The organism is Humidesulfovibrio mexicanus, assembly GCF_900188225.1.
In the GTDB taxonomy this organism is placed as follows: domain Bacteria; phylum Desulfobacterota; class Desulfovibrionia; order Desulfovibrionales; family Desulfovibrionaceae; genus Humidesulfovibrio; species Humidesulfovibrio mexicanus.
This window is the reverse complement of sequence record NZ_FZOC01000001.1, coordinates 157,703-181,768: the sequence shown is the minus strand read 5'-3', so window position 1 is coordinate 181,768 and position 24,066 is coordinate 157,703. Positions and strand designations below refer to the sequence as shown.

Sequence of the window (24,066 nt, the reverse complement as noted above, 5' to 3'; positions counted from 1 at the left end):
ATGGCCGGACCGTCTTCTCCGGGAGCGGTGACGGTTGAGGCCGAGATTCTTGCCGCTTCCCGCGCCCTGGCCGAGGCGGAAGTTGATTCGCCGCGTCTCTCAGCAGAGCTGTTGGCCACCATGGCCCTTGGCTGTGATCGGCTCGGCCTTGTCATGCGCGCCAAGCAGCCGTTTCCCCCCGCCGAATTGGCTCGGTTCCGCGTCCTCTTGGCCCGACGCGCCAATGGCGAACCCATCGCGTACATCCTTGGCCAGCGTGAATTCTGGGGGCTGCCGCTCCTGGTCACGCCAGACGTGCTCATTCCGCGCCCTGAAACCGAGCGCATTGTGGAGGAAGCCCTAACCTCCTTCGACCATGCCCACCCCCTTTGTTTCACCGATTTCGGCACCGGGTCCGGCGCTTTGGCCGTGGCGCTGGCGCATGAGTTTCGCGCCGCGCGAGGGCTCGCCATTGATCTCTCCGCACAGGCGTTGCTGGTGGCCCGCGCCAATGCCATCGCCAACGGCGTTGCGGAACGCCTGCTGTTCCTGCGCGCCGACTTCACCCTGTTCGCCTGCCGTCCTGGAACATTGGACTTGGTGGTCTCCAACCCACCATATGTCACCGAAGAAGAGTACGGCGGGCTGTCCCGCGAGGTGCGCGGGTATGAACCGCGCCAGGCCCTGGTGAGTCCAGAGCATGGCCTTTGGCATCTGCGGAAACTGCTCCCCGTCGCTGCGCGCGCCCTGCGTTCAGGGGGGCGCCTGCTTTGCGAGATTGGATGCGGTCAGGGGAGGGCGGCTCTTGATCTTGTCAGGGGCTCTGCGTGTGGCTTCGATCATGCCCGGATACTTCCCGACCACGCCGGGCTCGATCGGTTGCTTTCCGTGGAGCGGCATTCGCATCTCTGCGGCATTCTGTCGTGAACGTGTCGCGTGGATGCGACGAGAGTGGTGGAAAACACACAGCGGAACGCTCTGTCGTATTCTTGTGATTGTCTTTAAAATCAAGCTGTTGTCTAACCTTTGTTCTTTGGCATCCTCCGTGCATAAAGGCCTTCGTCGGAGGATGTATGCATCAGACAACTATAAAGAATACAGTACGCTGCACGGGCATTGGCCTTCATGGCGGGAAACAGGTCGAATTGGTGCTGCGCCCCGCGCCCGAGGACACCGGCATCCTTTTTGCCTTGCGCAGCGGTTCCGGCACTTCGTTTTTGAGCCCCAAGCCGCGGCTTGTTGTGGATACCGGGCTGGCGACCAGCCTGGGCAATGGCCATGACCATGTCGCGACCGTCGAGCACCTTCTCGCAGCAGTGCGGGGGCTCGGCATCGACAACATCCGCATCGAGGTGCAAGGGCGCGAACTGCCCATTATGGATGGCAGCGCCGCTTCTTTCGTCTATCTGCTCAACCAGGCCGGGCTGCGCCGCCAAAGCAAGCCGCGCAAGGTTCTCGCCATAACCAAACCCGTGACGTTCGAGCGGGACGGAAAATTCGTCAAAGCCACTCCACACAACGGTTTTCTTGTCGACTACACCATCCAGTTCGCCCATCCGCTCATCGGCCGTCAGAATGTCAGCCTTGAGGTAACCCCGGACGCCTTCGCGTCGGAGATTTCCAAGGCGCGCACCTTTGGCTTCCTGCGCGAAGTCGAGTATCTGCACGCCAACGGCCTGGCCCTTGGGGGCACCCTGGACAACGCCGTTGTTCTTGACGAGTTCGGCGTGCTGAACACCGATGGCTTGCGCTACCCTGACGAGTTTGTGCGCCACAAGCTTCTCGACTTCGTGGGCGACATGGCCATCATGGGCTTGCCCCTGCAGGGGCGTTTCGAGGTGTTCGCCTCCGGACACGCTTTGAACAACAGCTTTTTGCGCCATCTTGAAGACAACGCTTCCGAATATCTTGAACAGCGCGTTTTGCCGCTTCCCGTGGAAAGCCCTGCCGCCGCACCTGCCCAGCCGGTTCGCGGCCTGCGAGGGCAGCCCGCTCTGGCGTAGCCCCTCATCCATCCCGTTTTTTTGAAACAGGGATGCCGTACAGGCATCTCTGTTTTTGTCGCGCCCTTGTGGTCGCGAATTGCCGGGGAAGGGCAAGAGACGCCGAAACGCGTTACACGCGGGTGTTCAGCCCACCGGAGGACCAGGAGGGGCAGGTGCCGAAGAGTTCGGCAAGCACACCCCCCAGTGGATTGGGGCGCAGACGCGTCGGCCCCGTCACGTTGGCCGACAGGACCGGTTCTCCGCAGAGCAGGGTGGCGACTTCCGCAAGCATTGCCGTTGCCGCATCGGGACGTTCCGCGGAGAACAGGAGTTTGATCCCTGCTTCCGTGGGGCTGGCGGTCAGTTCCATTTCGCCAGCCGCGGCATCCACCGCGCTCAAACGAAGCCCGCCTGAGGCCGTGCGGATCGCCTCCTGTCTGCGCGCCTGAGGCAGCAGCCAGGGTTCGTATGCCGCCGTGCGGCTGGCATCCGGAGGGAGCAGGGCGTTGACTTGCCCCAGCAGGCGCAGGACATCGGCAAGGCGCTTGGAGGCCGCGTCGTTTTGTGCCAGCGCGGCGCGGAAGGCCTCGACGCGGGCTGCCGTTACGGGCGGGAGGCCAACGAGGCCTGAAAGCAATTGGCTGTCCTGTATCTCGAATACCTCCCGCGCCGCGCGGAAGCGTTGCACAAGGCCCGGCAGATCCGCAGCGCTCATGCCCTCCGGCAGTGCCTGCAACATGATTTCCGGAGTCAAGGCACGCACAACGAACAGCAGTTCGTTTCCGGGTTCCGCCTGCACTTCCAGCCGTGCGAGCAATTCTTCGCCCCCGGCGAGAATCCAGTACAGCCCGTTCGGTTCCTTGCGGAGAATGCGCCCTTTGATGCGTTGGCCGATGCTGTGCCGGGCGCGGAAGGAGGCGGCGCGATCGCGCCCGCCGTCTTGTCGAAAACCTCCGGTGCCGTACCCGCCGATGCGCATGGCTTTTCGCCTAGGTCCCTGCTTGATCGATGATCAGCTCCACCTCGTCCACGCCAATGCCCGTGGCCTTGGAGAGTTCCTTGATGCTTTTGCCTTGCCTGTGCCCTGTGAGAATGACTTGGCGAAGGAATTGCGGCGAACGTGCATATTCGTCCGCCTGTTTGAGGAGTTTGTTCAGTGCGACGACGCGTTCCGTCAATTGGGTGTCCAGTCTCGCCAGTTCATTCTGCCTCCGTTCGAAGCTGTCCACCAATTCCTGTTCCAACTGCGCGTTGGCGCGCAGCTTGACCAGGAATTCCTCCTGCTTGGTTTGCATTCTGGCGATCAGCGCCTCACTTTTGCGCAAACGGAGATAGAAGGCGATGACCACGAAAAGGAGCATAAGCTCCGTAATGGTGAGGGCCAGTAGCAGGAGGGCGGAAATCTGCATGACTGCACCTGTTGTTCGGACGGGTTGAAGAGGAGGGACTTGCGCAATCCTGTGCTCCGCATGGACGCCTTGCGGACACGCCCCGCAGCGCGGGCCGTCTCAGCATGAGTGGCTGGCGGCCCTGCGCGGGGGAAAGAGGCGTAGCGCGATCAGGCGCTGGGGAACGATTTTTCGAAGAGTGAGGCAATAGCGGCCTTGCCGTTGGCTTCCAGAAAGCGTGTTCCAGTCCCTGTGAAATGCGCTTTGGAGATGACGGGCTCGCCAGCCGAAGCCCAGGCTCCGTGCGCCCACGTGAACCAGCCATTTTTGACCTGGTCGAACACGAACAAGGGCTTGTTGCAAATCTTGGCGAATTCCGCGCCCCATCCCGTGCCGCCGTTGACTGTGCCATTGTCGAGAATGGCGCCCACGACAAAAACCTCAAGCCCAGCGTCAACCTGGTACATGATGGTGCGCAACACCATGCGGATAAGCGGCCCGTTGCTGAAGTTGCGGTCCAGCAGTTTGGAAACGTAGGTCAGGCTCACATCCTTGCGCATCAGCTCTTCCTGGGTGAGCATTCGCAAGCCTCGGGCTCGTTCGATTTTGTGGCCCTCGAATGAATAGTTGATCTCCTGCACGCCAAAGCGCTCGGCCTGCCTGCCGAACTCCGCCTCGGCCCCCTGGGCGCCGCCGCTGAACAGGGTGAACTCGCTTGCTACGGGCATATGGACTCCTTGTCGTGAGAGAGTTTCTGCATCGATGTCCGCATTGCCTGAACATTATGCACATTTGAGGGGCAAGAGGCAATGCGCCGGTTGTGTGGATTTTCCCTCGCGTTTCGGTTTTTAACACGCTATGCAGGAGGCATGTGGAAATTCTTGGCCATAAAGCCAGGAGGAAGCGCCCATGTCCGGCTGGATCTTCGCCTTTGTCGTGTTGCTGTTCGGCTTTGCGCTGGCCTATCTTCTGGATCGTATGAAATCGCGGCGCGGCAGCCGCGTTGGCGAGCCCCGCTTGCGCTCCGAGCGTGCCAAATGGCTGTATCTGTGGTTTTTCGGACGTTTTCCTACGGAAAATGAGGAGCGCGAGGACGAGGAGGAGGCGGAACGAGAGGCGGAGCGGCTTGAGGCGGAGCGTCGGAAGAAAAAGCCCGGCCGTTGAGGATCAGATTTTGACGTTGATGATGTTGCCCGCCCAGGGGGACGCATTGGACGCCGGAGCGCCTTGGGCCGGGTCCGATTGTTGGGGAGGTGGACGCTGGCCTTGGCGAGGGCTGTTCTGGGAAGCGTTTTTGTTGCCGCCGGAGTCGCGGCCCATGGCTTCCGCCCCCTCGCCCTTTTCGGTGACCTGTACGGTTTGCTCTGCCTTCTTCTGGTTCTCGGCCACCAGTTGGCTGAAAAGCGCTTGCTGGGCCTCGTGAGGGGCGTGCTGCGGCCCCATCAGCAACTGCACGTTCGGAAGCTGGGAAATGAGAATGGGCATATCCAGCGGATTGGCGGCCATCTACTTCACCACGTATTCCTCGAACATCAGGGTGTCGAACTTGCCGTCAGTGACGTATTGATTAATGACGAGCAGCAGTTCTTCCTTTAGCTTTTCTGTGTTTTCCTCATCAGCGAGGAAATGCACGTCCTTGTTTTTGAGGTAGTAAAAAATCGCATTGCGCGCCGGGAGCAATCGCGCCTCAAACTCCTTCGCGATGGACGGATCCTTGGTCCCCACCAGAATGCGGACAATGAGAAACCGTATCTGGTCCTGTTCCGCACGTTGCTCGACCCAGAAAGGGTCCAGCCGGACCTGAATCTCTGGTGGTTCCGGTTCGGCCGCTGTCTGGTTCGCTGCCTGTTCCTCGGCTGCGGCAGTCTGTTTCGTCTCTTCGAGTTTGGGTGAGTCCTTGGCGCCGAAGAAAACCAGCTTGACGGCAATCCCTGCCCCGATGAGCAGCACCAGTGCCGCAACGGCTATGAGAATGAGCTTCTTCTTGTCGAGCGGTTTCTTTTCTTCCGGCGGCGCTTCCAGACTGACTGACGCTGTCGGCTTCTCCGGTTCGGCTGGGGCTTCCTCTTCCTCTTCCAGAAAGGGAGCGTCCTCCAGGTCAAGTTCGACCTTCTGCGTCCCGCGCGTCGTTTCGCTTGTGTCGATGGCGACTTCGGCCGGTCTTGGCGCTTCCGCTCCTGGTTCCGCCTCGGCCTTCTTCAGGTCAGCAGCCATGAAAAAACGCCTTCCCCACTACGGGTGCAGGCATCAGCTGAAGATCTTGTCGATCTTCTGGCCCAGGGTTTCGGGAGTGAACGGCTTGACGATGTAGTTGGACACCTTGGCCTGCACCGCTTCGATGATGTTCTCCTGCTGGGCTTCGGCCGTGACCATGAGGAACGGGGTGCTGGCGTATTCCTCGCTGGCGCGGACCTTGCGCAGAAGTTCAATGCCGGTCATCTGCGGCATGTTCCAGTCGGAAATGATGAAGTCGATGTTGTCCCGGTTCAATGTCTCCCAGGCAGTGGTTCCGTCATCGGCTTCCACAACGTTATTGAATCCGAGCTGGCGGAGGATGTTCTTTATGATTTTGCGCATGGTGGAGAAGTCGTCAACAACGAGAATGCGCATGTTCTTGTCTGCCGGCATGGTGTCTCTCTCCTCTCAGCCTTCGGTTTCGTAGCGTTTGCGGAAGCTGTCGCGCAGCTTGGCCAGGGCCTGTGAATGTAGTTGCGACACGCGCCCTTCTGTGATGTCCATGACCTGCGCGGTCTCCTTCATGTTCAATTCTTCACCGTAATATAAGGATATGACGAGTTTCTCGCGAGGCGTCAACTCTTCTATGAGCCCTGCGATCTTGTCAACCATTTCTTGGAAGGCCGTGGACTGATACGGTTCGTTCTCTGTCAGGGACTCCCTGCTGCCGACGAAATTCTCCTGGAAGGCGTCGAGGCTGACGCACATCTGGTTTTGCAATGCTTCCAGGCCGTTCTGCACTTCCTTGGGCGACAGCCCGGTCTTGGTGGAAAGCTGTTCCTGTGTGGCGGCGGCACCGGTCTCGTGTTCGATCTGGCGCATGGCCTCGTCGATCATCTTGACCTTTTGCCGCAACCCCCGCGAGAACCAGTCCATGCGCCGAAGCTCGTCGAGCATCGCCCCCTTGATGCGGTTTTCCGAGTACGTGTCGAACTTGATCCCGAGCTCGGGCCGGAACTTTCCCAGAGCGTCCAAAAGCCCCATGCTTCCGGCGCTGATGAGCTCACCGAGTTCGACGCTCTGCGGAAGCTTGTTCTTCATGCGCAGGGCGAGAATGCGGATCTTGGGGGCGTAATGGCGGACGATCTGCTCCTGGTCGCGCGGGGGGAAATGCGCCCAGGCCGTTATTCCGGCCTCCAGCTCACGCCACGGACTGCTCCTGGAAGAGCAGCTTTTTCCAGAAGAACTTAATGTTTCCATCTGCTTTTGCCGTGACTTTCCAGGTGTTGATCTTTTCTGCCGCCTTGGCGATGGCCACACTGGCCGGACAATCGGGGCTTGCAACAGCGAAGGGGGTTTGGTTGATCACCGCCTTGCGCACCAGGGGATCTGTGGGGATGAATCCCACCATGTCCAGCGAGACGCCGGAAAGGAAGTGGTCGCAGGCCTTGTACAGCTTGATGAAGATTTCCTTGGCCGTTCGTTCGTCCTTGGCCATGTTCACCAGTACGCGGAAGCGGTCCACGCCGTGATTGAGCTTGAGCACCTTGATGAGGGCATAGGCGTCGGTGAGGGAGGTGGGCTCGGTGGTGAGCACCACCAGGCGCTCCTGGGCCGCGATGTTGAAATAGAGGACGTTGTCGTTGATGCCCGCGCCGGTGTCCACGATGAGGTGGTCGATGTCGCCTTCCAGATAGTCCATGGATTCCAGCAGGTCGAGCTTCTGGCCGGTGGTGAGGTTCACCATGTCGCTGACGCCAGAGGCGGCCGGAAGGATGCGGAAGCCGTACGGAGTGTCGAAGAGGATATCCTTGAGCGTCATGCCTTCGTTGAACAAGTGGAACAAATTCAACTTGGGCGCAAGTCCCAGGATCACATCCACGTTGGCCAGGCCGAGATCCGCGTCGAGGATGACCACGCGCTTGCCCATGCGGGTGAGCGTGCAAGCCAGATTGACGGAAATGTTGGTCTTGCCCACGCCGCCCTTGCCGGAGGTGACGGAAAAGACCAGGGGGAGAGCCGTGCGTGCCATTGTTCCTCGCCTTATGCGGCCTGCTCGGCGTGATTGCCGGGCAGCGTATGCTTGAAGATCAGCCGCCACAACATGTCGCTTTGGGCCGGGACGATGGAGTTTTTGAGTCCAGGCCCGAAGGACAGGGCGGAAACGGGCAGTTCCGTGAGCCGCGCCATGTTGAGCAACGCTCCAAAACTACAGGCTTCGTCCAGTTTCGTCCAGATGAGACTTTTCAGTTGGGGGCAGGCGTAGCGGCTGGCGATTTGCGCGTATTGGCTTGGCGCGAAATAGGGCGCCAGGACCAGGTGCGCAGCCACATCAAAACCGTTTGCCAGGCCAATGGCGTCAAGCCGTTCAGCCAGCGTTGTCTGCCCGCACAGTCCGGGCAGATCGATGAACGCCATGTCGAACGTCTCAGATTCCTTTAAAAACTCCTGCATCTCTTCGAGGCTGCCCGCTTCGCGGAAGGCCAGCCCGGCAAGGTCCGCATAATGCCGGAGCACAAGCCTGCCTTTGCCTTGTCCCTGATCGGCCGCGACAACGCAGATGCGGGACTTGGGGCGCGCGTGCTTTTCGCGCAGGGCGAGGCGTATGAGGGAAAGGGTCTTGCCCACACCGTGCGGACCGGCAAAGACATGGAATTTTTGCTGCCATTTTTTTGACTCGAAGCCGTAACACGGAGCCACACCTTCCAGCACCGGCAGAATGGGCCGCTCAGGATCGGCCTTGAGGTCCAGAAACACGCGCAGAAGCACCTGGGTGTCGACCTCTTCGCGCTCCAGATACTTGATCGCCACGCGCTGGCGGGGAGACAGCTCGTCCATGTTCAATTGCGGCTTCACCAGGGCCATGAGCTGGTCCTTGATCTGCCGCCATTCGCAGGCCCAGTCGGCCGGGGTCTCGTCCGGCAGGGGAAAGCCGGTCGCTTCGCGTCCGTCGGCCTGTTGGCGCGGAGTTGGCACGGCGCTTCGTGGGTCGATGGCCGCGGTGATTTCGCAGCACTTGCCCGCGGCGTTGCGCACGGTTTTGGTGTTCAGGATGATGGCCTCGTCACCAAGTTCGGCCTTCACCTTGGCCAGCGCGGCCTGTGCGTCGATTCCCTTGAATGTCTTTACGTGCATGGCATCAGCTCAGTTTGACGGTTGCAAGGGACTGTATCCTGATATCCGCCGGTATCTCCGCCTGCGAGATCACAGGCATTGTCGGCAGGAAGCGAAGCAACAATTGGGCCAAGTGCGGCCGTACCTGCGGCGTGGTGAGCAGTACGGGCTGGCCATCGGTGCCGACCGCATTTTTCTTGGGCGGTGGCGATGGCCTTGATGATCTGCTGGGCCTTGTGGGGCTCAAGCGCGAGGTAGCCGCCCTGGTCGGTGTTGCGCAGGCTGCCGGCAAGCGTCTGGTCGATGTCGCCGGAGAGCGTGACGATGGGCAGGGAGTTGTCGCTGGCGAGGTAGCCCTTGATGATGGTGCGGCCCATGCGCGACCGCACGTATTCGGTGAGCATGTTGGCGTCCTGCACCGCCGGGCCATAGTCGGCCAGGGCCTCGGCTATGGAGAGCATGTCGCGGATGGAGATGCCCTCGCGCACGAGATTCTGCAGCACCTTTTGCACCGTGCCGAGGGGGAGGACGCCGGGCACCAGGTTTTCCACGGCCTTGGGCGCGCGTTTGGCCAGGTTGTTCAGCAGTTCCTGCACCTCCTGTCGGCCAAGGAACTCGTGCAGGTTGCGGCGGAACACTTCCGTCAGGTGCGTGGCCACCACGGTGGAGGGGTCCACCACGGTGTACCCGGCCAGCATCGCGGCCTCGCGTCGGCCTTCCGGAATCCACACGGCGGGCAGATTGAAGGCGGGCTCCACCGTGGCCACGCCCTCGATCTTGTGCTTGGCGTCGCCGGGGTCCATGGCCAGGAAGTGGTCGATGAGGATTTCGGCCGAGGCGATGGGGTTGCCCTTCACCAGCACGCGGTATTCGCCGGGCTTGAGTTGCAGGTTGTCGCGCAGGTGCAGCGAGGGAATGACAACGCCCATGTCCAGGGCGAACTGGCGGCGGATGCTGCGGATGCGCGAGAGCAGGTTGCCGTTTTGCTCCTCGTCCACCAGGGGGATGAGGCCATAGCCGACTTCCAGTTCCAATTGATCCAGAGGCAGAAGCGACTGCACCTCTTCCGGGGTGTCGAGCTTGGGCGCATCGGCCTTGGCCTTTGCCGAAGCATCGCCGGAGGAAAGCCCCGGGTGGGCACGCTCGGCCATGCGGGCGATCCAGAAGATGAGCACGCTGAAGGTGATGAAGGGCAGGGTGGGCAGACCCGGCACCAGGGCGAACACCAGCAGGATGCCCGAAACGAGCTTGAGCGCCCTGTGGTGGAAGGTCAGCTGGCCCAGGAACTCTTCGCCCATCTTGGCCTCGGCCGCCGCGCGGGAAACGATGATGCCCGACGCGGTGGAGATGATAAGCGAGGGGATCGTGGCCACCAGACCATCGCCGATGGTGAGCAGGGTGTATGTGCGCGCGGCGTCCAGCCAGGCCATGTCCTTCTGGAACACGCCGATGAAAAAGCCGCCGACAATGTTGATCAGGAGCATGATGAGCCCGGCCTTCACGTCGCCCTGGACGAACTTGCCCGCACCGTCCATGGCGCCGTAGAAGTCGGCCTCCTTGCGGATCTTGTCGCGCCGACGCGTGGCCTCGGGCTCGTCGATGAGCCCGGCGTTCAGGTCCGCCTCGATTGCCATCTGCTTGCCGGGCATGGAGTCGAGGGTGAAGCGTGCCGCAACTTCTGCTATGCGCGTCATGCCCGAGACGATGACGACCTTGTTGATGGTGAAGAGGATGAAGAAGATGACCAGGCCGATGATATAGTTGCCGCCAACCACGAATTCGCCGAAGCTTTGGATCACCGAACCGGCCGCGGAGGTGCCTTCGTCGCCGTGGAGCAGGATGAGGCGGGTGGAGGCGACGTTGAGCGACAGGCGCATCAACGTGGTGACCAGCAGAAGCGATGGGAAGATGCTGAACTCCATGGGAGACTGCATGAACATGCAGGTAATGAGCACAACGATGGAAATGGAGATGCTGAACGTCAGCAGCAAGTCCAGAAGCAGGGTGGGCATGGGCACCATCATCACCATGAGGATGATGACGACGCCGATGGCGAGCATGATGTCGCCGTGCTTGGCGAATTTCGCGTAGTCGATGTCGATGGCGGCGAATTTGGCGCTCTGGGACATATTGTTGACGCTCCTGGCGGTTTGGAGACCGGCGGGGCGTCTGCCTGGATTGGGGAGAATCAGGCCTGGCGTCTCTTGAATTTCGCCAGCTTGGCCAGAATGGCGGCCACGGCCTGATACATCTCCTCGGGGATTGCCTCGCCGATTTCCACCTGCTTATACAAGGCCTGTGCCAGGGGCGGGTTCTCGTGAATGGGAACTTCGTGTTCGATGGCGATTTCGCGAATTTTCTTGGCCATGTTGTCAACGCCCTTGGCCACCACCATGGGCGCCGGGGATTCGCTGACATCGTAGCGCAGTGCAACGGCATAGTGCGTGGGGTTTGTGACGACAACATCGGCCTTGGGCACGGTTGTTTGGAGCCGCGTGGCCATGACCTGGAACATCTTGCGCAACTGCTTCTGCTTGATCTCCGGGTCGCCCTCGGCCTGTCTGCGCTCGTCCTTGATCTCTTCCTTGGTCATCATAAGGTTGTCGTTGTAGCGGTACCTGGTCCACCACAGGTCGGCGATGGCGATGAGCAGCATGGGCACCAGCGCATAGCAGATCATCTTGTAGGAGACCAAGAGCATGTAACTGGTGATGCCCATGACGTTCTGGTTGAAGAGGGGGATGAGGTTGGGAAGCTCCTGCTGGATGACGATGTAGGGAGCCAGGGCGACGGCTGCGGCCTGCGCCACGTCGCGCCCCAGGCGCACCAAGGTCTCGGGGCTCGCCATCATCTGCTTGAGCGACTTGAATATGTTGATGTTGATGCGGTCCCAGCGAAACTTGAGCACCCAGAGCTTGCCCACCTGCAGCCGCGCCGCGGCATACGCCGCAATGGCGATGATGATCATTACCGGGAGCACCATGAGCGCGATTTTGAGGAACGACCACAGCAACATGCTGTATACCGTTTGCCGGTTGAGCTCCTGGCGCAGGCCTTCGGTGAAGAACCATTGGAAGACTTCGTTGAGATTCTTGAAGTAGAATTCGCCCAGGTAGCGCATTGCCACCACGCCGGCCAGCAGAACGACCACTTTGCCCACCTCGGGCGACTTTGCGACGGAGCCCTCGTCCCGCGCCTTTTTGATGCGCTTGGGCGTGGCTTTTTCTGTTCTGCTCGGATCTTCCCGGGACATGGCGCGAACCTTTGCGCAGCGGCTAAATGGGCTTGGAGCCCAACCGCATCAGGTGCAGCATCACCTGGTCCATGGCGCTGATGAAGTTGGTCACGTAGTCGCTCATCATCTCCATGACGAAGGAGAGGAACAGAAAGCCGACGGCGATCTTGAGCGGAAATCCCATGATGAGGATGTTCATTTGCGGGGCCGTGCGCGATATGAGCGCAAGGGCGAGGTCCACCAGGAACAGCGCCATGATGACCGGCGCGGCGATGCGCACGCCGAGGATGAACATCTGCTTGGAGAAGAGCATGACTTCGCTCATGAGCTGTGGCGAGAGGAACAGGCCTCCCGGTGGAACGATGTCGAAGCTTGCGCCGAGCGCTTTGATGAGGTGCAGATGCCCGTTGAGGGTCAGGAACGTGAGCATGGTGCACATGTAGATGAAGTGCGTGGTCATCGGCTCCTGCTGTCCGGTCAGCGGATCGATGGAGTTGACCATTGAGAAGCCCATTTGAAAGTTGATGATGGCGCCGCCAACCTGCACCGCCGCAATGAGCATCCGCACGATGCATCCGAGGGTCATGCCGAGGACGATTTCGCCTGCGAACATGATGGCGATGTTGAAGGGATGCGCGGGGAAGGCCGAACCCGGGAACGAAAGCTTGGGCCATATGGCCAGGGTAAGCACCAGCAGAAGCGCGGCCTTCATGGTGTTGGGGAGTGTGTCCCCGAAAAATGGCATGATGAAGAGCACGATGCTGACGCGGAACAGCGTCAGGTAGAAGCTCAGCACCATGTTCGGGTCGAAACTGAAGATGTCCATGGCCCGCCGCCCGTTAAGACGGCCTGGAGATGTTCGCGGCGCACCGCGCGCCGACGATGCCTGGCCGCCAAGTCGTAAAGGTAGCCCACCTTGGGCGGGGCGTAAAGCGGCAAGGCGTCGGGCCGAATCCGCCTAGTTCAGAATATAGCGCATGGGGTTCACCGGCACGCCGCCGACGCGCACTTCATAGTGCAGGTGCGGTCCTGTGCTCCGGCCGGAGTCGCCCATGTAGGCGATGACTTCGCCGCGCTGGACCACCTGCCCATGCTTCACGTTCACGCGTTGCAGGTGAGCGTAACGGGTCGTCAGTCCTGCGCCATGGGTGACGCTCAACAACAATCCGTAGGCCGGATCGCGCTCAACGGCGGAGACGATGCCGCGGGACGGCGCGAAGATGGGGGTTCCAGCCGGCGCCGCGATGTCCAGGCCCTTGTGGAACTCGCGCTTGCTTGTGAAGGGGGAGCTGCGCCAGCCGAAGCCGGAGGTGACCCACCCGCCTGCTGGCCACAGCGACGGGGTGGATTCCAGAACATCCTTGTTGGCGCGTAGCCGCTGCATGATCTCCTGCTGCCGGACTTCCTCGAGCCGCGCCTCCACCGAGAGCTGCCGCAGGAATTCATTCATTTTCCGGGCAAGGAGCTCCTGCCGGTAGATGGGCAGATAGCCCTTGTTCATGTCCTGGCCGGGACCGCCGCGGGAGGACACGCTCATGGTGTTTTCCTGCTCAAGGTTGATCATTACCCTGAGTTTGGAATCGAAGTCACGGATGCGCGTCACGTCTTTTTGAAGGGTGACAAGCTTTTGGCTCAAGTTGAGCAGTTGGGTTTTCTGCTCATTGGCGGATTTTTCCGTAAGGGAGAGGCTGCGTTCCAGGCTGCCGCTGCTGAACATGCCTGCGAGCAGGATGGCATTTCCGACCACAAGGGCCAAGGCGAGAAGCCCCAAACCGAGAAGCATCCAGCCGCGCATTTGGAGTTTGCGCGTGCTGCCGCGTTTCTCGCGGAAAATGACGATGTGGAATTTGCCGAACAACATGTTTTTTTAGGGTATGCACGCCGATTTGGCCTGACATGCCTCCAGAGTCAATTCACCTAGCCCATCATGGCAGGCTGGTCAAGCTGGCCTGCTGGCGCTCCAGTTGATAGCGCGTGAGGGCATTCAGCACGTTTTGCCGGGTGCTTTTGGTGCGGCTGAACTCCAGCTCCAGCCAGTCATTGATTTCGGTCCTGCGGGTCTTGCCGTTGGAGGGGCACGTGTTTTCCCACAGTGGCAGCCCCCACTGGCGCGCCGCGGCGCGCATGTATTTCTTTTCCAGAAACAGCGCCGGCCGCACAACCTTGAGGCGTCCGTTGAAATAGTCCTCGCTGGCCGAGAGGCCGTCTACCCGGCCGTTCTGGACAACGTTCATGAAGAAGGTCACCATCAGATCCTCGGCGTTGTGTCCAAACGCCAGGTGCGTCAGTTTGTACTGGGCGCACAGATCGAACAAGCGCTTGCGCCGCAGCATGGCGCAAAAAAAACATGGTGAGTTTTTGCGGTTTTCATCGGAGTGGGCGCGCGGCCCGTGGTCCGTCAGTTCGATATGCGCCGCAAGGCCTTCCTGTTCCACCCAACGCGCCAGGGGCCAATGGCTCTCCGGGGTGAAGCCCGGATTCACGTGCAGGGCCATGACCTCTACCGGGAAGGGCAGAATGGATCGGCGCACAGCCAGCGCCTTGAGCAGGGTGAAGCTGTCGACGCCGCCGGAAACGGCTACGCCGATTCTTGCACCCGGGCCGAGCATCCGGGTCTTTTGCATCAACATGCCGATGGTGCTGATGCATTTCTTTTGTGCATAGGTCAGGGTGCGTAGGCCGGACATCGTGGCTCCTTCGCGGGGGCTTTGTGCGCGCGGGTGTAGGCTATTTGCGCTTGACATGCAAGCTGGGCACGAGTAACGAATTCATCTTTGCGTAATTTGTCCAACTGTACCCGGCAGGGGCGCCGCCCAAGCCTCCACCCATGGCGCGTGGAGTTTCCTCCCAGCGGCCATCCCCTATCCTTATATATGGAAGGCCAGCTTTGACCACCCCCGCAACCCGTTTCGGCCTATTGCTGTTTCTGGCGCTTTTGACGGCGCTTGGAGCAGCGTTCTTCCTTTTCCAGCAGGAGCGGAGGCTGGCGTCCAGCGTTTGGCCGGAATACGCTTTGGACGATGTCCGGAGCATCGAGGTCGCCACACGCAAGGAGCGGTATACGCTTCTGCATGAGGCCTCCGGCTGGGTGGTCCGCTTGGAAGGGGGCGAGGACGATGCTCCGCCTGTCCCGGCGGATGTCTCCCGCATTGATGCGCTGTTGTCCTCGGTGGCGCACAACCGGCCCCGCCAGATGGTCGACCCCGGTTCCGAAGGCGCCGGCCAAGCCCTTGCCGACTCCACTGTGCAGATCACCATCAAGCCTGTTCGCGCGGATGACCGGGAAGCGCGCCTGACGCTCGGCATTGAAACGCCCACCGGCGCCGCCATTTACGCGCACAGTTCTTTGGCCCCTGCGGCCCTGTTCCTCCTTGACGCAAGTGTTCTTCACCATTTCGACAAGCCTTCGGACTACTTTTTCGACACGCGGCTGCTCGATGTGCGCGGCGAGGACATCCAACGCCTCACGCTTGTCGGCGCTGGCGGCGTGCAATGGGACATGGAGCGCAAGGATGACCTGTTCATTTTCGCTGTTCCGGACTCCATGCGGGGCAGCACCGTGACCGCATCCGAGGTGCGGCTGTACGTCCACAATCTTACCGCCATCGCGGCTGATGTCATCCTGACGCGGCCTGATCGGCAGGTCAACGGCCGTCCCGCGTGCAGCATCGAAATGCTGTTGCCCAAGTCCACGGCGCCCCTCAAGCTTGAACTGTTCGCCCCGCTCGACGCAGAACAGGTTTATGGCCGCTCCACACGGCATCCGGCCGGTTTTCTTCTCGATCGCGAGAAGGCCAAGAACCTTGTTCGGCAAGCTTACGACATGCAGTGGCGCGGCGTTGTGAATTTCGACTCCTCCCGCGTGGAGGGGGCGCGTGTCTACTCCGTTTCGCATAACCAGACCCTTGCGGTGGAGAAAACCCCTGCCGGTTGGGCCGAGCGAGATACGGGACGCGCCATTCCAGGTATTGACATGACGCTGTGGCGACTTAAAGAAATGAGGTTCGAGGCCGAGCCCGTTTCTCGGCTTGGGTATCCTGCGGCCCAGCGCTTAGAGTTTGATTTGCTGGCGAAAGACGGAGCTGTCGTCACCTCGTTCACCTTCTTCAGCGATCCGCGGCTTCCCGCGGGCCAGTGCTGGCTCAAGGTCGGCAAGGAGGAGATGTACTACCCCGTCACCAGCCAGCTTCTTGAAGATGTCCAGGGATACTTGCCTGCGTGGCCGCAAAAGGCCCCGCAGCAGGATGAGAACTAGTCCACCTCAGCACGCAAGGAGTGCTTCATGGCGAGAATCACAGTCGAAGATTGCCTCGAAAAGGTTCCCAACCGTTTTCTCATCGTGCAGATGGCCATCAAGCGCGTCAAACAGTACCGCGAGGGCTACAGCCCGCTCATCGAGTCGCGCAACAAGGAAGCGGTCACCGCCCTGCGCGAAATCGCCGAGGCCAAGGTTCTGCCGGGCGACGCCATCCCAGAGGCCGGCATCTCGGCGCCTGAAGCATAAGCTCCACTCCCATGTCCAAGCGTGATTTTTACGAGGTCCTCGGCGTCCAGCGAAGCGCCTCCGAGGATGAGATCAAGCGGGCATACCGAAAGCTGGCCCTTGAGCACCACCCTGACCGCAACCCGGACAATCCCGAGGCGGAGCAGCGGTTCAAGGAGGCGGCCGAGGCGTATGACGTGCTGCGTGACGCCGAAAAGCGCCGCCGCTATGACGCCTTTGGCCACGATGGGCTGAACGGCGGCGGGTCTGGGTTCGCCTCGTCGGAAGACATCTTCGGCGCCTTCAGCGACATTTTCGGAGAGGTGTTCGGTTTCGCCGGGGCCGGTCGGGCCGGGCGTCGTCCGCAAGCCGGAATGGATCTGCGGTACAACCTGAACATCAGTTTCCGCCAAGCGGCCAAGGGAGACGAGGTCACCCTTAAAATTCCCCAGAACGTTCCGTGTTCGGCCTGCAAGGGAACCGGCGCGGAACCCGGCTCGGAACTTACCGACTGCCGCCAATGCCGTGGCACGGGAACCGTGCAGCAGGCCCAGGGGTTCTTCCGTATCTCCGTCACCTGCCCCAGCTGTCACGGCCGGGGCAAGATCATCACCAAATACTGCTCCGCGTGCCACGGTGCGGGCATTACCAGCCAGACCCGCGAACTCAAGGTCCGCATCCCCGCAGGCGTGGACGATGGTTCCAGGCTCCGCTTGCGGGGCGAGGGAGAACCGGGTGTCAACGGCGGCCCCCACGGCGACCTGTATGTCGTCATCACCGTCGAGCCGGACAAGACCTTTGACCGCCAGGACCAGAACCTCATCTTGCGCCGCAGCATCGGTATGGTCCAGGCCGCACTGGGCGACAAGATCGAGATTCCGACCCTGGACGACCCCGTGACCGTGGACATTCCCAAGGGCACCCAGAGCGGTGAGGTGTTTCAATTGCGCGGCCTTGGGCTGCCCCATCCCGGTGGGGGGCGCAAGGGGGATCTTCTCATAGAGGTCAAGGTGGAGACGCCCACCGGCCTTACCGCGAAGCAGGAGGAACTCCTTCGGGAGTTCGCCCGCCTTGAGGAGGACAAGCCTCTCAAGAAGGCCAAGAGCTTTTTCAAGAAAGCCAAAGAAAAAGTGATGGGGGAGTCATGAGCCAGGAGTTCTCGCACATAGACGACACCGGGCGTGCCCGCATGGTCGATGTCAGCGGCAAGAGCGAGAGCGTGCGCATCGCCCGCGTCCGTGCCGAGGTGGTTCTGAACGAGCGGACCATGCGGCTGCTCGTCGACAAGGCGCTTCCCAAGGGCGAGGTGCTGGGAACGGCCCGGGTGGCCGGTATTCTGGCCGCGAAGCGCACGGCCGAGCTCATCCCCTTGTGCCACCCGCTGCCGTTGGATTTTGCGGATGTGTCGTTCGAGCTGGATGAAGCCGCCAACATCGTGCGCATTGAGGCCGAGGCCCGCACCAGCGCCAAGACCGGCGTCGAGATGGAGGCCCTGCTCGCCGCACAGGTGGCGGCGGCCACCATCTATGACATGTGCAAGGCCGTGCAGAAGGACATTCGCATCACAGACTGTCGTTTGGTGTACAAGAGCGGCGGCAAGAGCGGGCTGTTCCAGGCTGATTGAGTTTGAGCGTCTTTTCCGTATGACGAAAACGCCCGCCTCGGCAAAAGCCGGGGCGGGCGTTTTCGTCGATTTACCACATAGCGTTCAGGACGCATACAGCGTGGCGGTTTCTTTGAGTACCCGCGTCAGACCTTCCTGAGCCCGCAGCAGTTCCTCTCTGGTCACGCAAGCCGGAGGCATGAGGTACACCACATTGCCCATGGGGCGGATGAGCAGTCCCCGTTCAAAGCATTTTGCCTTGACCGCCGCGCCTACGCCGGCATGATAGTCGCTGGCGCCGTCGCCAAGGGTGACAGCGGCGATGGACCCCAGCGCGCGAGGCCGGGTGACGCCCGGCAGGGTTGCGATATCCGCCAGCCAGACACGGTGCGCGTGCGTTATGTCGGCTATGCGCCGGAGGGTGTCTTCCTCCTTGAACAGCGCCAAGGAGGCCACGCCTGCGGCGCAGCCAAGGGGATTTGCCGTGAACGAATGCCCGTGTGCAAAGGCTGTGTGGAAGTCCTCCCCAAGAAAGGATTCGTAGATGCGGCGACTGGCCACTGTTGCGGCAAGAGGCAGGAATCCGCCGCTGATCCCCTTGGACAGGCACACGAGGTCGGGAACCACGCCCGCCTGTTCCAGGGCGAACATGGTGCCTGTGCGGCCAAAGCCCGTCATCACCTCGTCCAGAATGACCGGGATCGCGTGTGCCTGCATCCGTTCCACAACGGCGCGCAGAAACTCCGGACGGCACATGTTCATGCCGCTGGCTCCCTGCACCAGGGGCTCAGCCAGAAACGCCGCGCACTGGTCCCCACACGCCGCAAGCAACGCGTCCAATTCCTCAAGCGCCGCGGCCTCGCGTTCCGCGCAGGCTTCGTCCCCGATCCATGTGGCGGCGAAAGGCACATGCCGCACCTCGCACATAAGATCCTCGAACGGAACGTAGTATCCCGAGGTGCGGCCCACGCTCATGGCGCCGAAGGTGTCGCCGTGATAACCGCCCTGGAAGGCGAGGAAAAATCTCCGGTCAGTGCGTCCCTGGTTGCGCCAGAACTGCCAAGCCATTTTCAGCGCCACTTCCACGGCCGTGGACCCGTTGTCCGAGTAGAACACGCGCTCAAGGGGAGCGGGCAGGGCGTCCACGATTCCCTGGGCCAAGCGCACTGCGGGCCCATGGGTGAAGCCGGCGAAGATCACGTGTTCCAGTGTGGCGGCCTGGCGGGCGATTGCCGCGGCGATCTTGGGGTGGCTGTGCCCATGCACGTTGACCCACCAGGAGCAGGCCATGTCCAGCAGCTCACGTCCGTCATCCAGGAAAAGGCTTGCTCCTCGGGCGCTTGCCACAGGCAGCGGCGGGGGGGCCGTGCGCTCCTGGGTGAAGGGGTGCCAGACGCATTGCCTGTCGATGTCGACGATGTTTCCGGGTTTCATGATTTCCACCGTATCCAGTCCAGGGCTCCTGGCAGGGGGGCCACGCGTGCGAGGGAATCCCTGGAGAGCGGGTCCAGGGGCGGGATCTCCGCAACGACCTTGACGTTTCCGAAATGTTCTATGGCCTCGCGGTTCTCGGCATGGAGCGGTCCGCTGAGCACGACGCCGAACACCGGGATGTTGTGCGCCCGCAGGGCCATAAGGGTTAGGCAGGTGTGGTTGATTGTGCCCAGGCCGCTGCGCGCGGCCACAATGACTGGCGCGCCAAGGCGCGTGATGAGGTCGAGCATGGTGGCGCGTTCGTTGACGGGCACAAGCACTCCGCCTGCTCCCTCGATGACCAGCGGACGCGTGGTGGAAGGCGTCCTGAAGTCGTCAATATCTATGCACAGGTTTTCCAGCCTCCCAGCGTGCAGGGGAGAAAGCGGGGCGCGAAGCATGTGCCGTTCAGGATGGACGGCGGCGCCGGAAAGCCTGGAGACCGTATCCGCATCGCGGTCGGGCGGGTAGCCGGACTGGATGGGCTTCCAGTAGTCCGCTCCGGAGTGCAGGCACAGCCATGCGCAAGCCACGGTCTTTCCCGCGTCTGTGTCCGTTCCGGTAACGAAGATCTTCATGCGCCCTCCTGTTTCACCATGCCGTAGAGGACAAAGGCTGTGGACTCCATGCCCTGGGCAAAGCGCTCGAACACGGGCTTGATGGGCGCGGGGCGATAGCCGTCCCGTGGTTTGTCCGCGCCGATGTTGCGGAAACTGTCCGCAAAGGCGCGGGCGTTTGGATAGCGCAGGCAGTGGGATTCTGTGGCGAAACGCGTGCGGCGACCGGGAAGCGTGGTGAGCGCGCGCAGTATATCCCCGCTCTTCGGCATGGGGAGCAGCCCTGGCTGGCGGCCGATGTCCTGGAAGGCCTCGCGCCATTCAGGGAAGCTGCCCGCCAGCGGGACCGCAAAAAACAGGCATGGAGCGCAAAGGGCCAACCGCGTCAGCCCGCCCACCGGATCCTCGAACCATTGGGCCGCGAGGTTGCTGACGATGGCGGCTGGTGATTCGGGAAAAACCGGGGTTCCCCCATCCATGACGGCGAACGCCACATGGTCCAGATCGCCGAGGCGGCGTGTGCAGCGCGCAAGCATTTCCGGGGCGATGTCCGTGGCGAGGTACCGTTGGGCTTCCCGCGCCAGCAGAATTGACAAGAGCCCTGTGCCGCAGCCGACCTCGGCCACCAGCCCCAGGCCAGGCAATCCACCGTTGCGAGCGATGAAGTCGGCAAGTGTCTGTGCGGTCTGGCGCTGCAGCAGGGCGTGTTCATCGTACTGCGCCGCGCGGGCCCCGAAGCTGCGGGCGATTTGCGCGCTGCGGGACAGGGTCGGGTCATGGAAGGCCATGGAGGAACTCCCGGCACATGGAAAGGCATGGCCCCATGTGCAGAAAGGGCAGCGCGTGTCCGCCGCGCTCAAGTGTCGCAAGACGCGCGCCCTTGAGCGCGGCGCAGGTTTCCTCGGCCAGCGAAAGCGGCACGATGCGGTCGTCCGCAGCATGGATCAGCAGTGTGGGCGGCGGTCCGGCCGGGGCGGAAAGGCCTGGGCCTCGCAGGAACAGCAGGTCGCGGCGCAGCCGTGACAGTCCTTCTGCCGTAGGCTGCCTGGGGGACATGCCGTTCATGCCGCAACGGCGCAAGAAGCGGCGAAGCACATCCGTCGGGTCGCCCTCCAGACGGTCGATCATGGCGTCGACAGTGGTGTGGGGCACGCCGCAGCATGTCGGTTCCGGCGCGCAAAAGCGCAGGAACCCGCCAAACCCCAAAAGGCCGCGCCAGGGGATGTCCATCGCCAGCAAGCGCGCGAAGCCCAGGGAATGGCCGATGCCGATCCACCCATCAGGACACGGGGGAAGGGCGTAGCGTTCCGGACCGTAGTAGCCCGCGTCGAGCAGCGCCACAGGCCGTTCGGGGAATGCATCCGCCCAGGGGCTCCAGGCTTCAGGCCCGAACCCCCAACCATGCAGGAAAACCAGCCCGGTCATACGCGGGCCAGCTCCGCCAGAAGCCGCGCCATGTCCTGGTCGGTGTGGGCGGCCGATAGCCCCAGGCGAAGCCTGGAGGAGCCTTGGGGCACGGTTGGCGGCCGTACGGCGGAGACCAGGATGCCGTGGTTCGCGAGGGTTTGCTTGGCGGCCATGGTGCGTTCCGGGGATCCCAGGATCACGGGAACGATGTGCGTGGTGGATGCACCATGGTCGAGCCCCATGCCGCGCAGGGCGACGCGAAGGGACTGTGCGCGGTCAAGCAGGGCGGTGCGCTCCGCGCCCATGTGCGGCAGCATTTCCCAGGCCTTGAGGGCCGCGCCCAGCACAAGCGGGGAGGGCGCGGTGGAAAAGACAAAGCCGCCAGCCTTGTTGACGAGGTAGTCGCGCACGAGGCGCGAGCAGGCGATGTAGCCGCCGCTGACGCCAAGAGCCTTGCTCAGGGTGCCCATGACCACAGTGGACGGGGCAAGGCCTACGGCCTCGCACAGGCCATAGCCGCGCGGGCCGAAAACACCTGTGGCGTGGGCTTCGTCCACATACAAAAGCGCGCCATGGCGCACGGCAAGGGATTGCAGGGCCGCCACATCGGCCTGATCGCCGTCCATGCCGAACACTGACTCCGTAAGAATGACGCGTGGAAGCGGGGAATCCTCGTATTGCTCAAGCAGGACTTTAAGATGCTCCAGGTCCAGGTGGCGGTAGCGCAACTGCCTGGCCCCGGCCAGGGCGCAGCCCAGATGCATGCTGGCGTGGTTCAGCCTGTCGGCGAAAACGAGCGGCTCCGCGCCGAGCACGGTCTTGTCGAGCAGGGCTGCGATGCAGGCCGCGTTGGTCTGGTATCCGGAGGCGAACACCAGCGCTGCCTCGGAGCCTTTGTCCGTGGCGATGCGGGCCTCGAAAGCCTCATGAAGCGGCGTGTTGCCGGAGAGCAGGCGCGACCCCGTAGCACCCACGCCGTAAAGCCGTCCAGCCTCTGCCGCGGCTTCTACAAGTTTGGGCCTGCGGGCAAGGCCAAGATAGTCATTGCTTGAGAAATCGACCGCTCCGCCCAGCGGGGAAGGGGGGAGTCTGCGCAGCAGGCCCTGGGCGTCCAAGGCTTCCAGGGCTTCGGCATAGTGGCGAAGAAGATCATTCATGGCGTGTGCGGCGTTTGGCCGCCGTGGTTATTAAAAAGCCTACCAGACCATGCGCATCTGCACGCCCTGGTTTGCGATATGCTCCTTGATCTGGCGGATGGTGTATTGTCCGTAGTGCACGATGGAGGCGATGAGCGCCGCGCTGGCCTTGCCCGTGGTGAAGGCGTCGGCCATGTGCTGCGGATTGCCCGCTCCGCCGGAGGCGATCACGGGGATGCGCACGCTCTTGCTCACCAGGCGCGTCAGGTCGAGATCGTAGCCGTCCTTGGTGCCATCGGCGTCGATGGAGTTCAGGCAGATTTCTCCGGCGCCAAGGGCTTCGCCGGTTTTGGCCCATTCCAGGGCGTCCATGCCGGTGAATTTGCGGCCGCCGTGGATGACGACCTCGAAGCCCGAAGGGATGCGTTCACTTTTGTCAACGCGCTTCACGTCCATGCCAAGCACGACGCATTGGGAGCCGAAGGCGGCCGCGCCTTCGCTGATAATGTCCGGATTCTTGACCGCGCCGGAGTTCACGGAGACCTTTTCGGCCCCGGCCACAAGCACGGCGCGCATGTCGGCTACGCTGTTGATGCCGCCGCCCACGGAAAACGGAATGAAAATCTGGCTGGCCACGCGCTCCACCACGTCCAGAAAAATGCCGCGGCCTTCCGACGATGCGGTGATGTCATAGAAGACGATCTCGTCGGCGCCTTGCTCATAGTAGTGGCGCGCGGTCTCCACCGGATCGCCGATGTCCACGTTGTCCTTGAACTTTACGCCTTTGGTGAGCTTGCCATCGCGCACGTCGAGACAGGGGATGATGCGCTTACTGAGCATTCTTGGCCTCCAGGCAGTACTCATGAAAATTGCTGAGCAGTTTCAGGCCTGGAGCGCCGCTCTTTTCCGGATGGAACTGCACGGCCCAGAGTCCGGGGCGGCCGTGCACGGAGCAGAAGTCCTCGCCGTAGTTGGTCTCGGCGATGATGAAGTCGGGCTTGGGCGCAGGATGGTAGCTGTGCACGAAGTAGAATTCGGCTTCGTCGGGAATTCCCTTGAAGAGCGGACAGTCCTTTTTCAGGGCCACGCGGTTCCAGCCCATGTGCGGCACGCGGATGGGAGTTCCGTCCGGCTCGGTCCAGGCCGGGTTGAAGAGCCTGCATTCGCCGGGAATGATGGAGAGCGTGCGGGTGTTGTTCTCCTCGCAGTAGTCCAGCAGGATCTGACAGCCGACGCAGATGCCGAGCAGGGGCTTTTCTTGCCAGATGAGGCTCTTCAGGACTTCGTCGAGCCCCTCGGAGGTCAACTCGTCCATGGCCTGCCCGGCTGCGCCGACGCCTGGAAAGATGATGCCGTCGGCCTTTGACAGCACATCGGGATCGTTTGTGATGATGTTTTCGATGCCGAGGTGGTCGAGGGCGCGGCGCACGCTGGTCTGGTTCCCGGCCTTATAGTCAAGAATGGCGAGCATTCCGAGCTCCTTGATGCAGCTGTGGCGCGTCGGAGACGCGTACGTTCACCAGCCGACTAG

The 24,066-nt window shown here is 61.9% G+C and carries 28 protein-coding genes; 7 read left to right on the top strand and 21 right to left on the bottom strand.

The annotated features are described in order from the left end of the window. Together prmC and lpxC are read left to right on the top strand one after the other, a co-directional pair. Positions 1-906: a peptide chain release factor N(5)-glutamine methyltransferase gene (gene prmC, locus CHB73_RS01000; protein WP_089271165.1), complete on the top strand. Its 906-nt coding sequence runs from the start codon at positions 1-3 to the stop codon at positions 904-906. A gap of 146 nt (positions 907-1,052) precedes the next feature. After that, positions 1,053-1,982 carry a UDP-3-O-acyl-N-acetylglucosamine deacetylase gene (lpxC, locus tag CHB73_RS00995; protein WP_089271162.1) on the top strand — a complete coding sequence of 310 codons (930 nt, stop codon included), beginning with the start codon at positions 1,053-1,055 and terminating at the stop codon, positions 1,980-1,982. 112 nt (positions 1,983-2,094) lie between these two features. On the opposite strand, the gene CHB73_RS00990 is transcribed toward lpxC, so the two are convergent. The 3 genes from CHB73_RS00990 to CHB73_RS00980 all read right to left on the bottom strand — a co-directional run bounded on the left by CHB73_RS00990 (position 2,095) and on the right by CHB73_RS00980 (position 4,080). Further along, complete coding sequence (locus tag CHB73_RS00990) at positions 2,095-2,943, bottom strand: hypothetical protein (protein ID WP_089271160.1); 849 nt, start codon at positions 2,941-2,943, stop codon at positions 2,095-2,097. Between the two features lie 10 nt (positions 2,944-2,953). Beyond that, complete coding sequence (locus CHB73_RS00985) at positions 2,954-3,373, bottom strand: DUF6115 domain-containing protein (RefSeq protein WP_089271158.1); 420 nt, start codon at positions 3,371-3,373, stop codon at positions 2,954-2,956. A 149-nt stretch (positions 3,374-3,522) separates the two neighbouring features. Beyond that, positions 3,523-4,080: a hypothetical protein gene (locus CHB73_RS00980; protein ID WP_089271156.1), complete on the bottom strand. Its 558-nt coding sequence runs from the start codon at positions 4,078-4,080 to the stop codon at positions 3,523-3,525. Positions 4,081-4,261: 181 nt separating this feature from the next. On the opposite strand from CHB73_RS00980, the gene CHB73_RS00975 reads away from it, so the two are divergent. After that, positions 4,262-4,516 carry a hypothetical protein gene (locus CHB73_RS00975; protein ID WP_089271154.1) on the top strand — a complete coding sequence of 85 codons (255 nt, stop codon included), beginning with the start codon at positions 4,262-4,264 and terminating at the stop codon, positions 4,514-4,516. A 3-nt stretch (positions 4,517-4,519) separates the two neighbouring features. Here CHB73_RS00975 and CHB73_RS00970 read toward each other — a convergent pair whose 3' ends face one another. From CHB73_RS00970 to CHB73_RS00920, 11 genes are all read right to left on the bottom strand, one after another. Then, positions 4,520-4,858 (bottom strand): single stranded DNA-binding domain-containing protein, encoded by a 339-nt coding sequence (locus tag CHB73_RS00970; RefSeq protein WP_089271152.1) that lies wholly within the window; start codon positions 4,856-4,858, stop codon positions 4,520-4,522. Then, on the bottom strand, positions 4,859-5,566 hold the full coding sequence (locus CHB73_RS00965) for a flagellar basal body-associated FliL family protein (protein WP_089271150.1): 708 nt from the start codon (positions 5,564-5,566) through the stop codon (positions 4,859-4,861). Positions 5,567-5,599: 33 nt separating this feature from the next. Beyond that, positions 5,600-5,980 (bottom strand): chemotaxis response regulator CheY, encoded by a 381-nt coding sequence (locus CHB73_RS00960; RefSeq protein WP_089271148.1) that lies wholly within the window; start codon positions 5,978-5,980, stop codon positions 5,600-5,602. Positions 5,981-5,995: 15 nt separating this feature from the next. Further along, positions 5,996-6,787, bottom strand: a complete 792-nt coding sequence (locus CHB73_RS00955; protein WP_089272225.1) for a FliA/WhiG family RNA polymerase sigma factor — start codon at positions 6,785-6,787, stop codon at positions 5,996-5,998. Then, positions 6,729-7,559, bottom strand: coding sequence for a MinD/ParA family protein (locus tag CHB73_RS00950; RefSeq protein WP_089271146.1), 831 nt, complete (start codon positions 7,557-7,559; stop codon positions 6,729-6,731). Before CHB73_RS00950 ends, CHB73_RS00955 begins: the two co-directional genes overlap by 59 nt. 11 nt (positions 7,560-7,570) lie before the next feature. Continuing rightward, a complete protein-coding gene (locus CHB73_RS00945; RefSeq protein WP_089271144.1) occupies positions 7,571-8,662 on the bottom strand; it encodes a flagellar biosynthesis protein FlhF in 1,092 nt (363 codons plus the stop codon). Beyond that, complete coding sequence (flhA, locus tag CHB73_RS00940) at positions 8,653-10,770, bottom strand: flagellar biosynthesis protein FlhA (protein WP_407656591.1); 2,118 nt, start codon at positions 10,768-10,770, stop codon at positions 8,653-8,655. Before flhA ends, CHB73_RS00945 begins: the two co-directional genes overlap by 10 nt. Before the next feature lie 59 nt (positions 10,771-10,829). Continuing rightward, positions 10,830-11,894 (bottom strand): flagellar type III secretion system protein FlhB, encoded by a 1,065-nt coding sequence (gene flhB / locus CHB73_RS00935; RefSeq protein ID WP_089271142.1) that lies wholly within the window; start codon positions 11,892-11,894, stop codon positions 10,830-10,832. A 22-nt stretch (positions 11,895-11,916) separates the two neighbouring features. Continuing rightward, positions 11,917-12,702: a flagellar biosynthetic protein FliR gene (fliR, locus tag CHB73_RS00930; RefSeq protein ID WP_089271140.1), complete on the bottom strand. Its 786-nt coding sequence runs from the start codon at positions 12,700-12,702 to the stop codon at positions 11,917-11,919. A 132-nt stretch (positions 12,703-12,834) separates the two neighbouring features. Further along, positions 12,835-13,737 carry a M23 family metallopeptidase gene (locus CHB73_RS00925; RefSeq protein ID WP_089271138.1) on the bottom strand — a complete coding sequence of 301 codons (903 nt, stop codon included), beginning with the start codon at positions 13,735-13,737 and terminating at the stop codon, positions 12,835-12,837. Positions 13,738-13,801: 64 nt separating this feature from the next. Beyond that, positions 13,802-14,563 carry a tRNA lysidine(34) synthetase gene (locus tag CHB73_RS00920; RefSeq protein ID WP_089271136.1) on the bottom strand — a complete coding sequence of 254 codons (762 nt, stop codon included), beginning with the start codon at positions 14,561-14,563 and terminating at the stop codon, positions 13,802-13,804. A 200-nt stretch (positions 14,564-14,763) separates the two neighbouring features. Between CHB73_RS00920 and CHB73_RS00915 the strand changes: the two genes are divergently transcribed. The 4 genes from CHB73_RS00915 to moaC are packed head-to-tail and all read left to right on the top strand — an operon-like array spanning position 14,764 to position 17,983. Then, on the top strand, positions 14,764-16,131 hold the full coding sequence (locus CHB73_RS00915) for a DUF4340 domain-containing protein (RefSeq protein ID WP_179216833.1): 1,368 nt from the start codon (positions 14,764-14,766) through the stop codon (positions 16,129-16,131). Positions 16,132-16,158: 27 nt separating this feature from the next. Next, complete coding sequence (rpoZ, locus tag CHB73_RS00910) at positions 16,159-16,380, top strand: DNA-directed RNA polymerase subunit omega (protein ID WP_089271132.1); 222 nt, start codon at positions 16,159-16,161, stop codon at positions 16,378-16,380. Positions 16,381-16,391: 11 nt separating this feature from the next. Continuing rightward, positions 16,392-17,507, top strand: a complete 1,116-nt coding sequence (gene dnaJ, locus CHB73_RS00905; RefSeq protein WP_089271130.1) for a molecular chaperone DnaJ — start codon at positions 16,392-16,394, stop codon at positions 17,505-17,507. Then, positions 17,504-17,983 carry a cyclic pyranopterin monophosphate synthase MoaC gene (moaC, locus tag CHB73_RS00900; RefSeq protein WP_089271128.1) on the top strand — a complete coding sequence of 160 codons (480 nt, stop codon included), beginning with the start codon at positions 17,504-17,506 and terminating at the stop codon, positions 17,981-17,983. Before dnaJ ends, moaC begins: the two co-directional genes overlap by 4 nt. A gap of 84 nt (positions 17,984-18,067) precedes the next feature. On the opposite strand, the gene bioA is transcribed toward moaC, so the two are convergent. The 7 genes from bioA to hisH are packed head-to-tail and all read right to left on the bottom strand — an operon-like array spanning position 18,068 to position 24,006. Then, a complete protein-coding gene (gene bioA / locus CHB73_RS00895) occupies positions 18,068-19,396 on the bottom strand; it encodes an adenosylmethionine--8-amino-7-oxononanoate transaminase (RefSeq protein ID WP_089271126.1) in 1,329 nt (442 codons plus the stop codon). Further along, on the bottom strand, positions 19,393-20,013 hold the full coding sequence (bioD, locus tag CHB73_RS00890) for a dethiobiotin synthase (RefSeq protein WP_089271124.1): 621 nt from the start codon (positions 20,011-20,013) through the stop codon (positions 19,393-19,395). The genes bioA and bioD overlap by 4 nt, the downstream gene beginning before the upstream one ends. Next, entirely contained in the window at positions 20,010-20,780 is a 771-nt protein-coding gene (locus CHB73_RS00885) for a methyltransferase domain-containing protein (RefSeq protein WP_179216832.1), read from the bottom strand. The genes bioD and CHB73_RS00885 overlap by 4 nt, the downstream gene beginning before the upstream one ends. Next, positions 20,767-21,417 carry an alpha/beta fold hydrolase gene (locus tag CHB73_RS16655; RefSeq protein WP_179216831.1) on the bottom strand — a complete coding sequence of 217 codons (651 nt, stop codon included), beginning with the start codon at positions 21,415-21,417 and terminating at the stop codon, positions 20,767-20,769. Before CHB73_RS16655 ends, CHB73_RS00885 begins: the two co-directional genes overlap by 14 nt. After that, positions 21,414-22,556: an aminotransferase class I/II-fold pyridoxal phosphate-dependent enzyme gene (locus CHB73_RS00880; protein WP_089271120.1), complete on the bottom strand. Its 1,143-nt coding sequence runs from the start codon at positions 22,554-22,556 to the stop codon at positions 21,414-21,416. Before CHB73_RS00880 ends, CHB73_RS16655 begins: the two co-directional genes overlap by 4 nt. Before the next feature lie 39 nt (positions 22,557-22,595). Beyond that, complete coding sequence (gene hisF, locus CHB73_RS00875; RefSeq protein WP_089271118.1) at positions 22,596-23,375, bottom strand: imidazole glycerol phosphate synthase subunit HisF; 780 nt, start codon at positions 23,373-23,375, stop codon at positions 22,596-22,598. Beyond that, on the bottom strand, positions 23,365-24,006 hold the full coding sequence (gene hisH / locus CHB73_RS00870; protein WP_089271116.1) for an imidazole glycerol phosphate synthase subunit HisH: 642 nt from the start codon (positions 24,004-24,006) through the stop codon (positions 23,365-23,367). Before hisH ends, hisF begins: the two co-directional genes overlap by 11 nt. Between the last annotated feature and the right edge of the window lie 60 nt (positions 24,007-24,066).

What these genes read in the sequence shown, in the direction of transcription:
- CHB73_RS00990 (WP_089271160.1), bottom strand. Translation starts at nt 2,943, where the DNA reads ATGCGCATCGGCGGGTACGGCACCGGAGGTTTTCGACAAGACGGCGGG.
- dnaJ (WP_089271130.1), top strand. Translation starts at nt 16,392, where the DNA reads ATGTCCAAGCGTGATTTTTACGAGGTCCTCGGCGTCCAGCGAAGCGCC.
- CHB73_RS00885 (WP_179216832.1), bottom strand. Translation starts at nt 20,780, where the DNA reads ATGGCCTTCCATGACCCGACCCTGTCCCGCAGCGCGCAAATCGCCCGC.
- fliR (WP_089271140.1), bottom strand. Translation starts at nt 12,702, where the DNA reads ATGGACATCTTCAGTTTCGACCCGAACATGGTGCTGAGCTTCTACCTG.
- CHB73_RS00975 (WP_089271154.1), top strand. Translation starts at nt 4,262, where the DNA reads ATGTCCGGCTGGATCTTCGCCTTTGTCGTGTTGCTGTTCGGCTTTGCG.
- hisF (WP_089271118.1), bottom strand. Translation starts at nt 23,375, where the DNA reads ATGCTCAGTAAGCGCATCATCCCCTGTCTCGACGTGCGCGATGGCAAG.
- CHB73_RS00970 (WP_089271152.1), bottom strand. Translation starts at nt 4,858, where the DNA reads ATGGCCGCCAATCCGCTGGATATGCCCATTCTCATTTCCCAGCTTCCG.
- CHB73_RS00985 (WP_089271158.1), bottom strand. Translation starts at nt 3,373, where the DNA reads ATGCAGATTTCCGCCCTCCTGCTACTGGCCCTCACCATTACGGAGCTT.
- CHB73_RS00955 (WP_089272225.1), bottom strand. Translation starts at nt 6,787, where the DNA reads ATGGAAACATTAAGTTCTTCTGGAAAAAGCTGCTCTTCCAGGAGCAGT.
- CHB73_RS16655 (WP_179216831.1), bottom strand. Translation starts at nt 21,417, where the DNA reads ATGACCGGGCTGGTTTTCCTGCATGGTTGGGGGTTCGGGCCTGAAGCC.
- CHB73_RS00925 (WP_089271138.1), bottom strand. Translation starts at nt 13,737, where the DNA reads ATGTTGTTCGGCAAATTCCACATCGTCATTTTCCGCGAGAAACGCGGC.
- rpoZ (WP_089271132.1), top strand. Translation starts at nt 16,159, where the DNA reads ATGGCGAGAATCACAGTCGAAGATTGCCTCGAAAAGGTTCCCAACCGT.
- flhA (WP_407656591.1), bottom strand. Translation starts at nt 10,770, where the DNA reads ATGTCCCAGAGCGCCAAATTCGCCGCCATCGACATCGACTACGCGAAA.
- CHB73_RS00950 (WP_089271146.1), bottom strand. Translation starts at nt 7,559, where the DNA reads ATGGCACGCACGGCTCTCCCCCTGGTCTTTTCCGTCACCTCCGGCAAG.
- bioA (WP_089271126.1), bottom strand. Translation starts at nt 19,396, where the DNA reads ATGAAACCCGGAAACATCGTCGACATCGACAGGCAATGCGTCTGGCAC.
- flhB (WP_089271142.1), bottom strand. Translation starts at nt 11,894, where the DNA reads ATGTCCCGGGAAGATCCGAGCAGAACAGAAAAAGCCACGCCCAAGCGC.
- prmC (WP_089271165.1), top strand. Translation starts at nt 1, where the DNA reads ATGGCCGGACCGTCTTCTCCGGGAGCGGTGACGGTTGAGGCCGAGATT.
- CHB73_RS00945 (WP_089271144.1), bottom strand. Translation starts at nt 8,662, where the DNA reads ATGCACGTAAAGACATTCAAGGGAATCGACGCACAGGCCGCGCTGGCC.
- CHB73_RS00960 (WP_089271148.1), bottom strand. Translation starts at nt 5,980, where the DNA reads ATGCCGGCAGACAAGAACATGCGCATTCTCGTTGTTGACGACTTCTCC.
- CHB73_RS00965 (WP_089271150.1), bottom strand. Translation starts at nt 5,566, where the DNA reads ATGGCTGCTGACCTGAAGAAGGCCGAGGCGGAACCAGGAGCGGAAGCG.
- CHB73_RS00920 (WP_089271136.1), bottom strand. Translation starts at nt 14,563, where the DNA reads ATGTCCGGCCTACGCACCCTGACCTATGCACAAAAGAAATGCATCAGC.
- CHB73_RS00980 (WP_089271156.1), bottom strand. Translation starts at nt 4,080, where the DNA reads ATGCCCGTAGCAAGCGAGTTCACCCTGTTCAGCGGCGGCGCCCAGGGG.
- CHB73_RS00880 (WP_089271120.1), bottom strand. Translation starts at nt 22,556, where the DNA reads ATGAATGATCTTCTTCGCCACTATGCCGAAGCCCTGGAAGCCTTGGAC.
- hisH (WP_089271116.1), bottom strand. Translation starts at nt 24,006, where the DNA reads ATGCTCGCCATTCTTGACTATAAGGCCGGGAACCAGACCAGCGTGCGC.
- moaC (WP_089271128.1), top strand. Translation starts at nt 17,504, where the DNA reads ATGAGCCAGGAGTTCTCGCACATAGACGACACCGGGCGTGCCCGCATG.
- bioD (WP_089271124.1), bottom strand. Translation starts at nt 20,013, where the DNA reads ATGAAGATCTTCGTTACCGGAACGGACACAGACGCGGGAAAGACCGTG.
- lpxC (WP_089271162.1), top strand. Translation starts at nt 1,053, where the DNA reads ATGCATCAGACAACTATAAAGAATACAGTACGCTGCACGGGCATTGGC.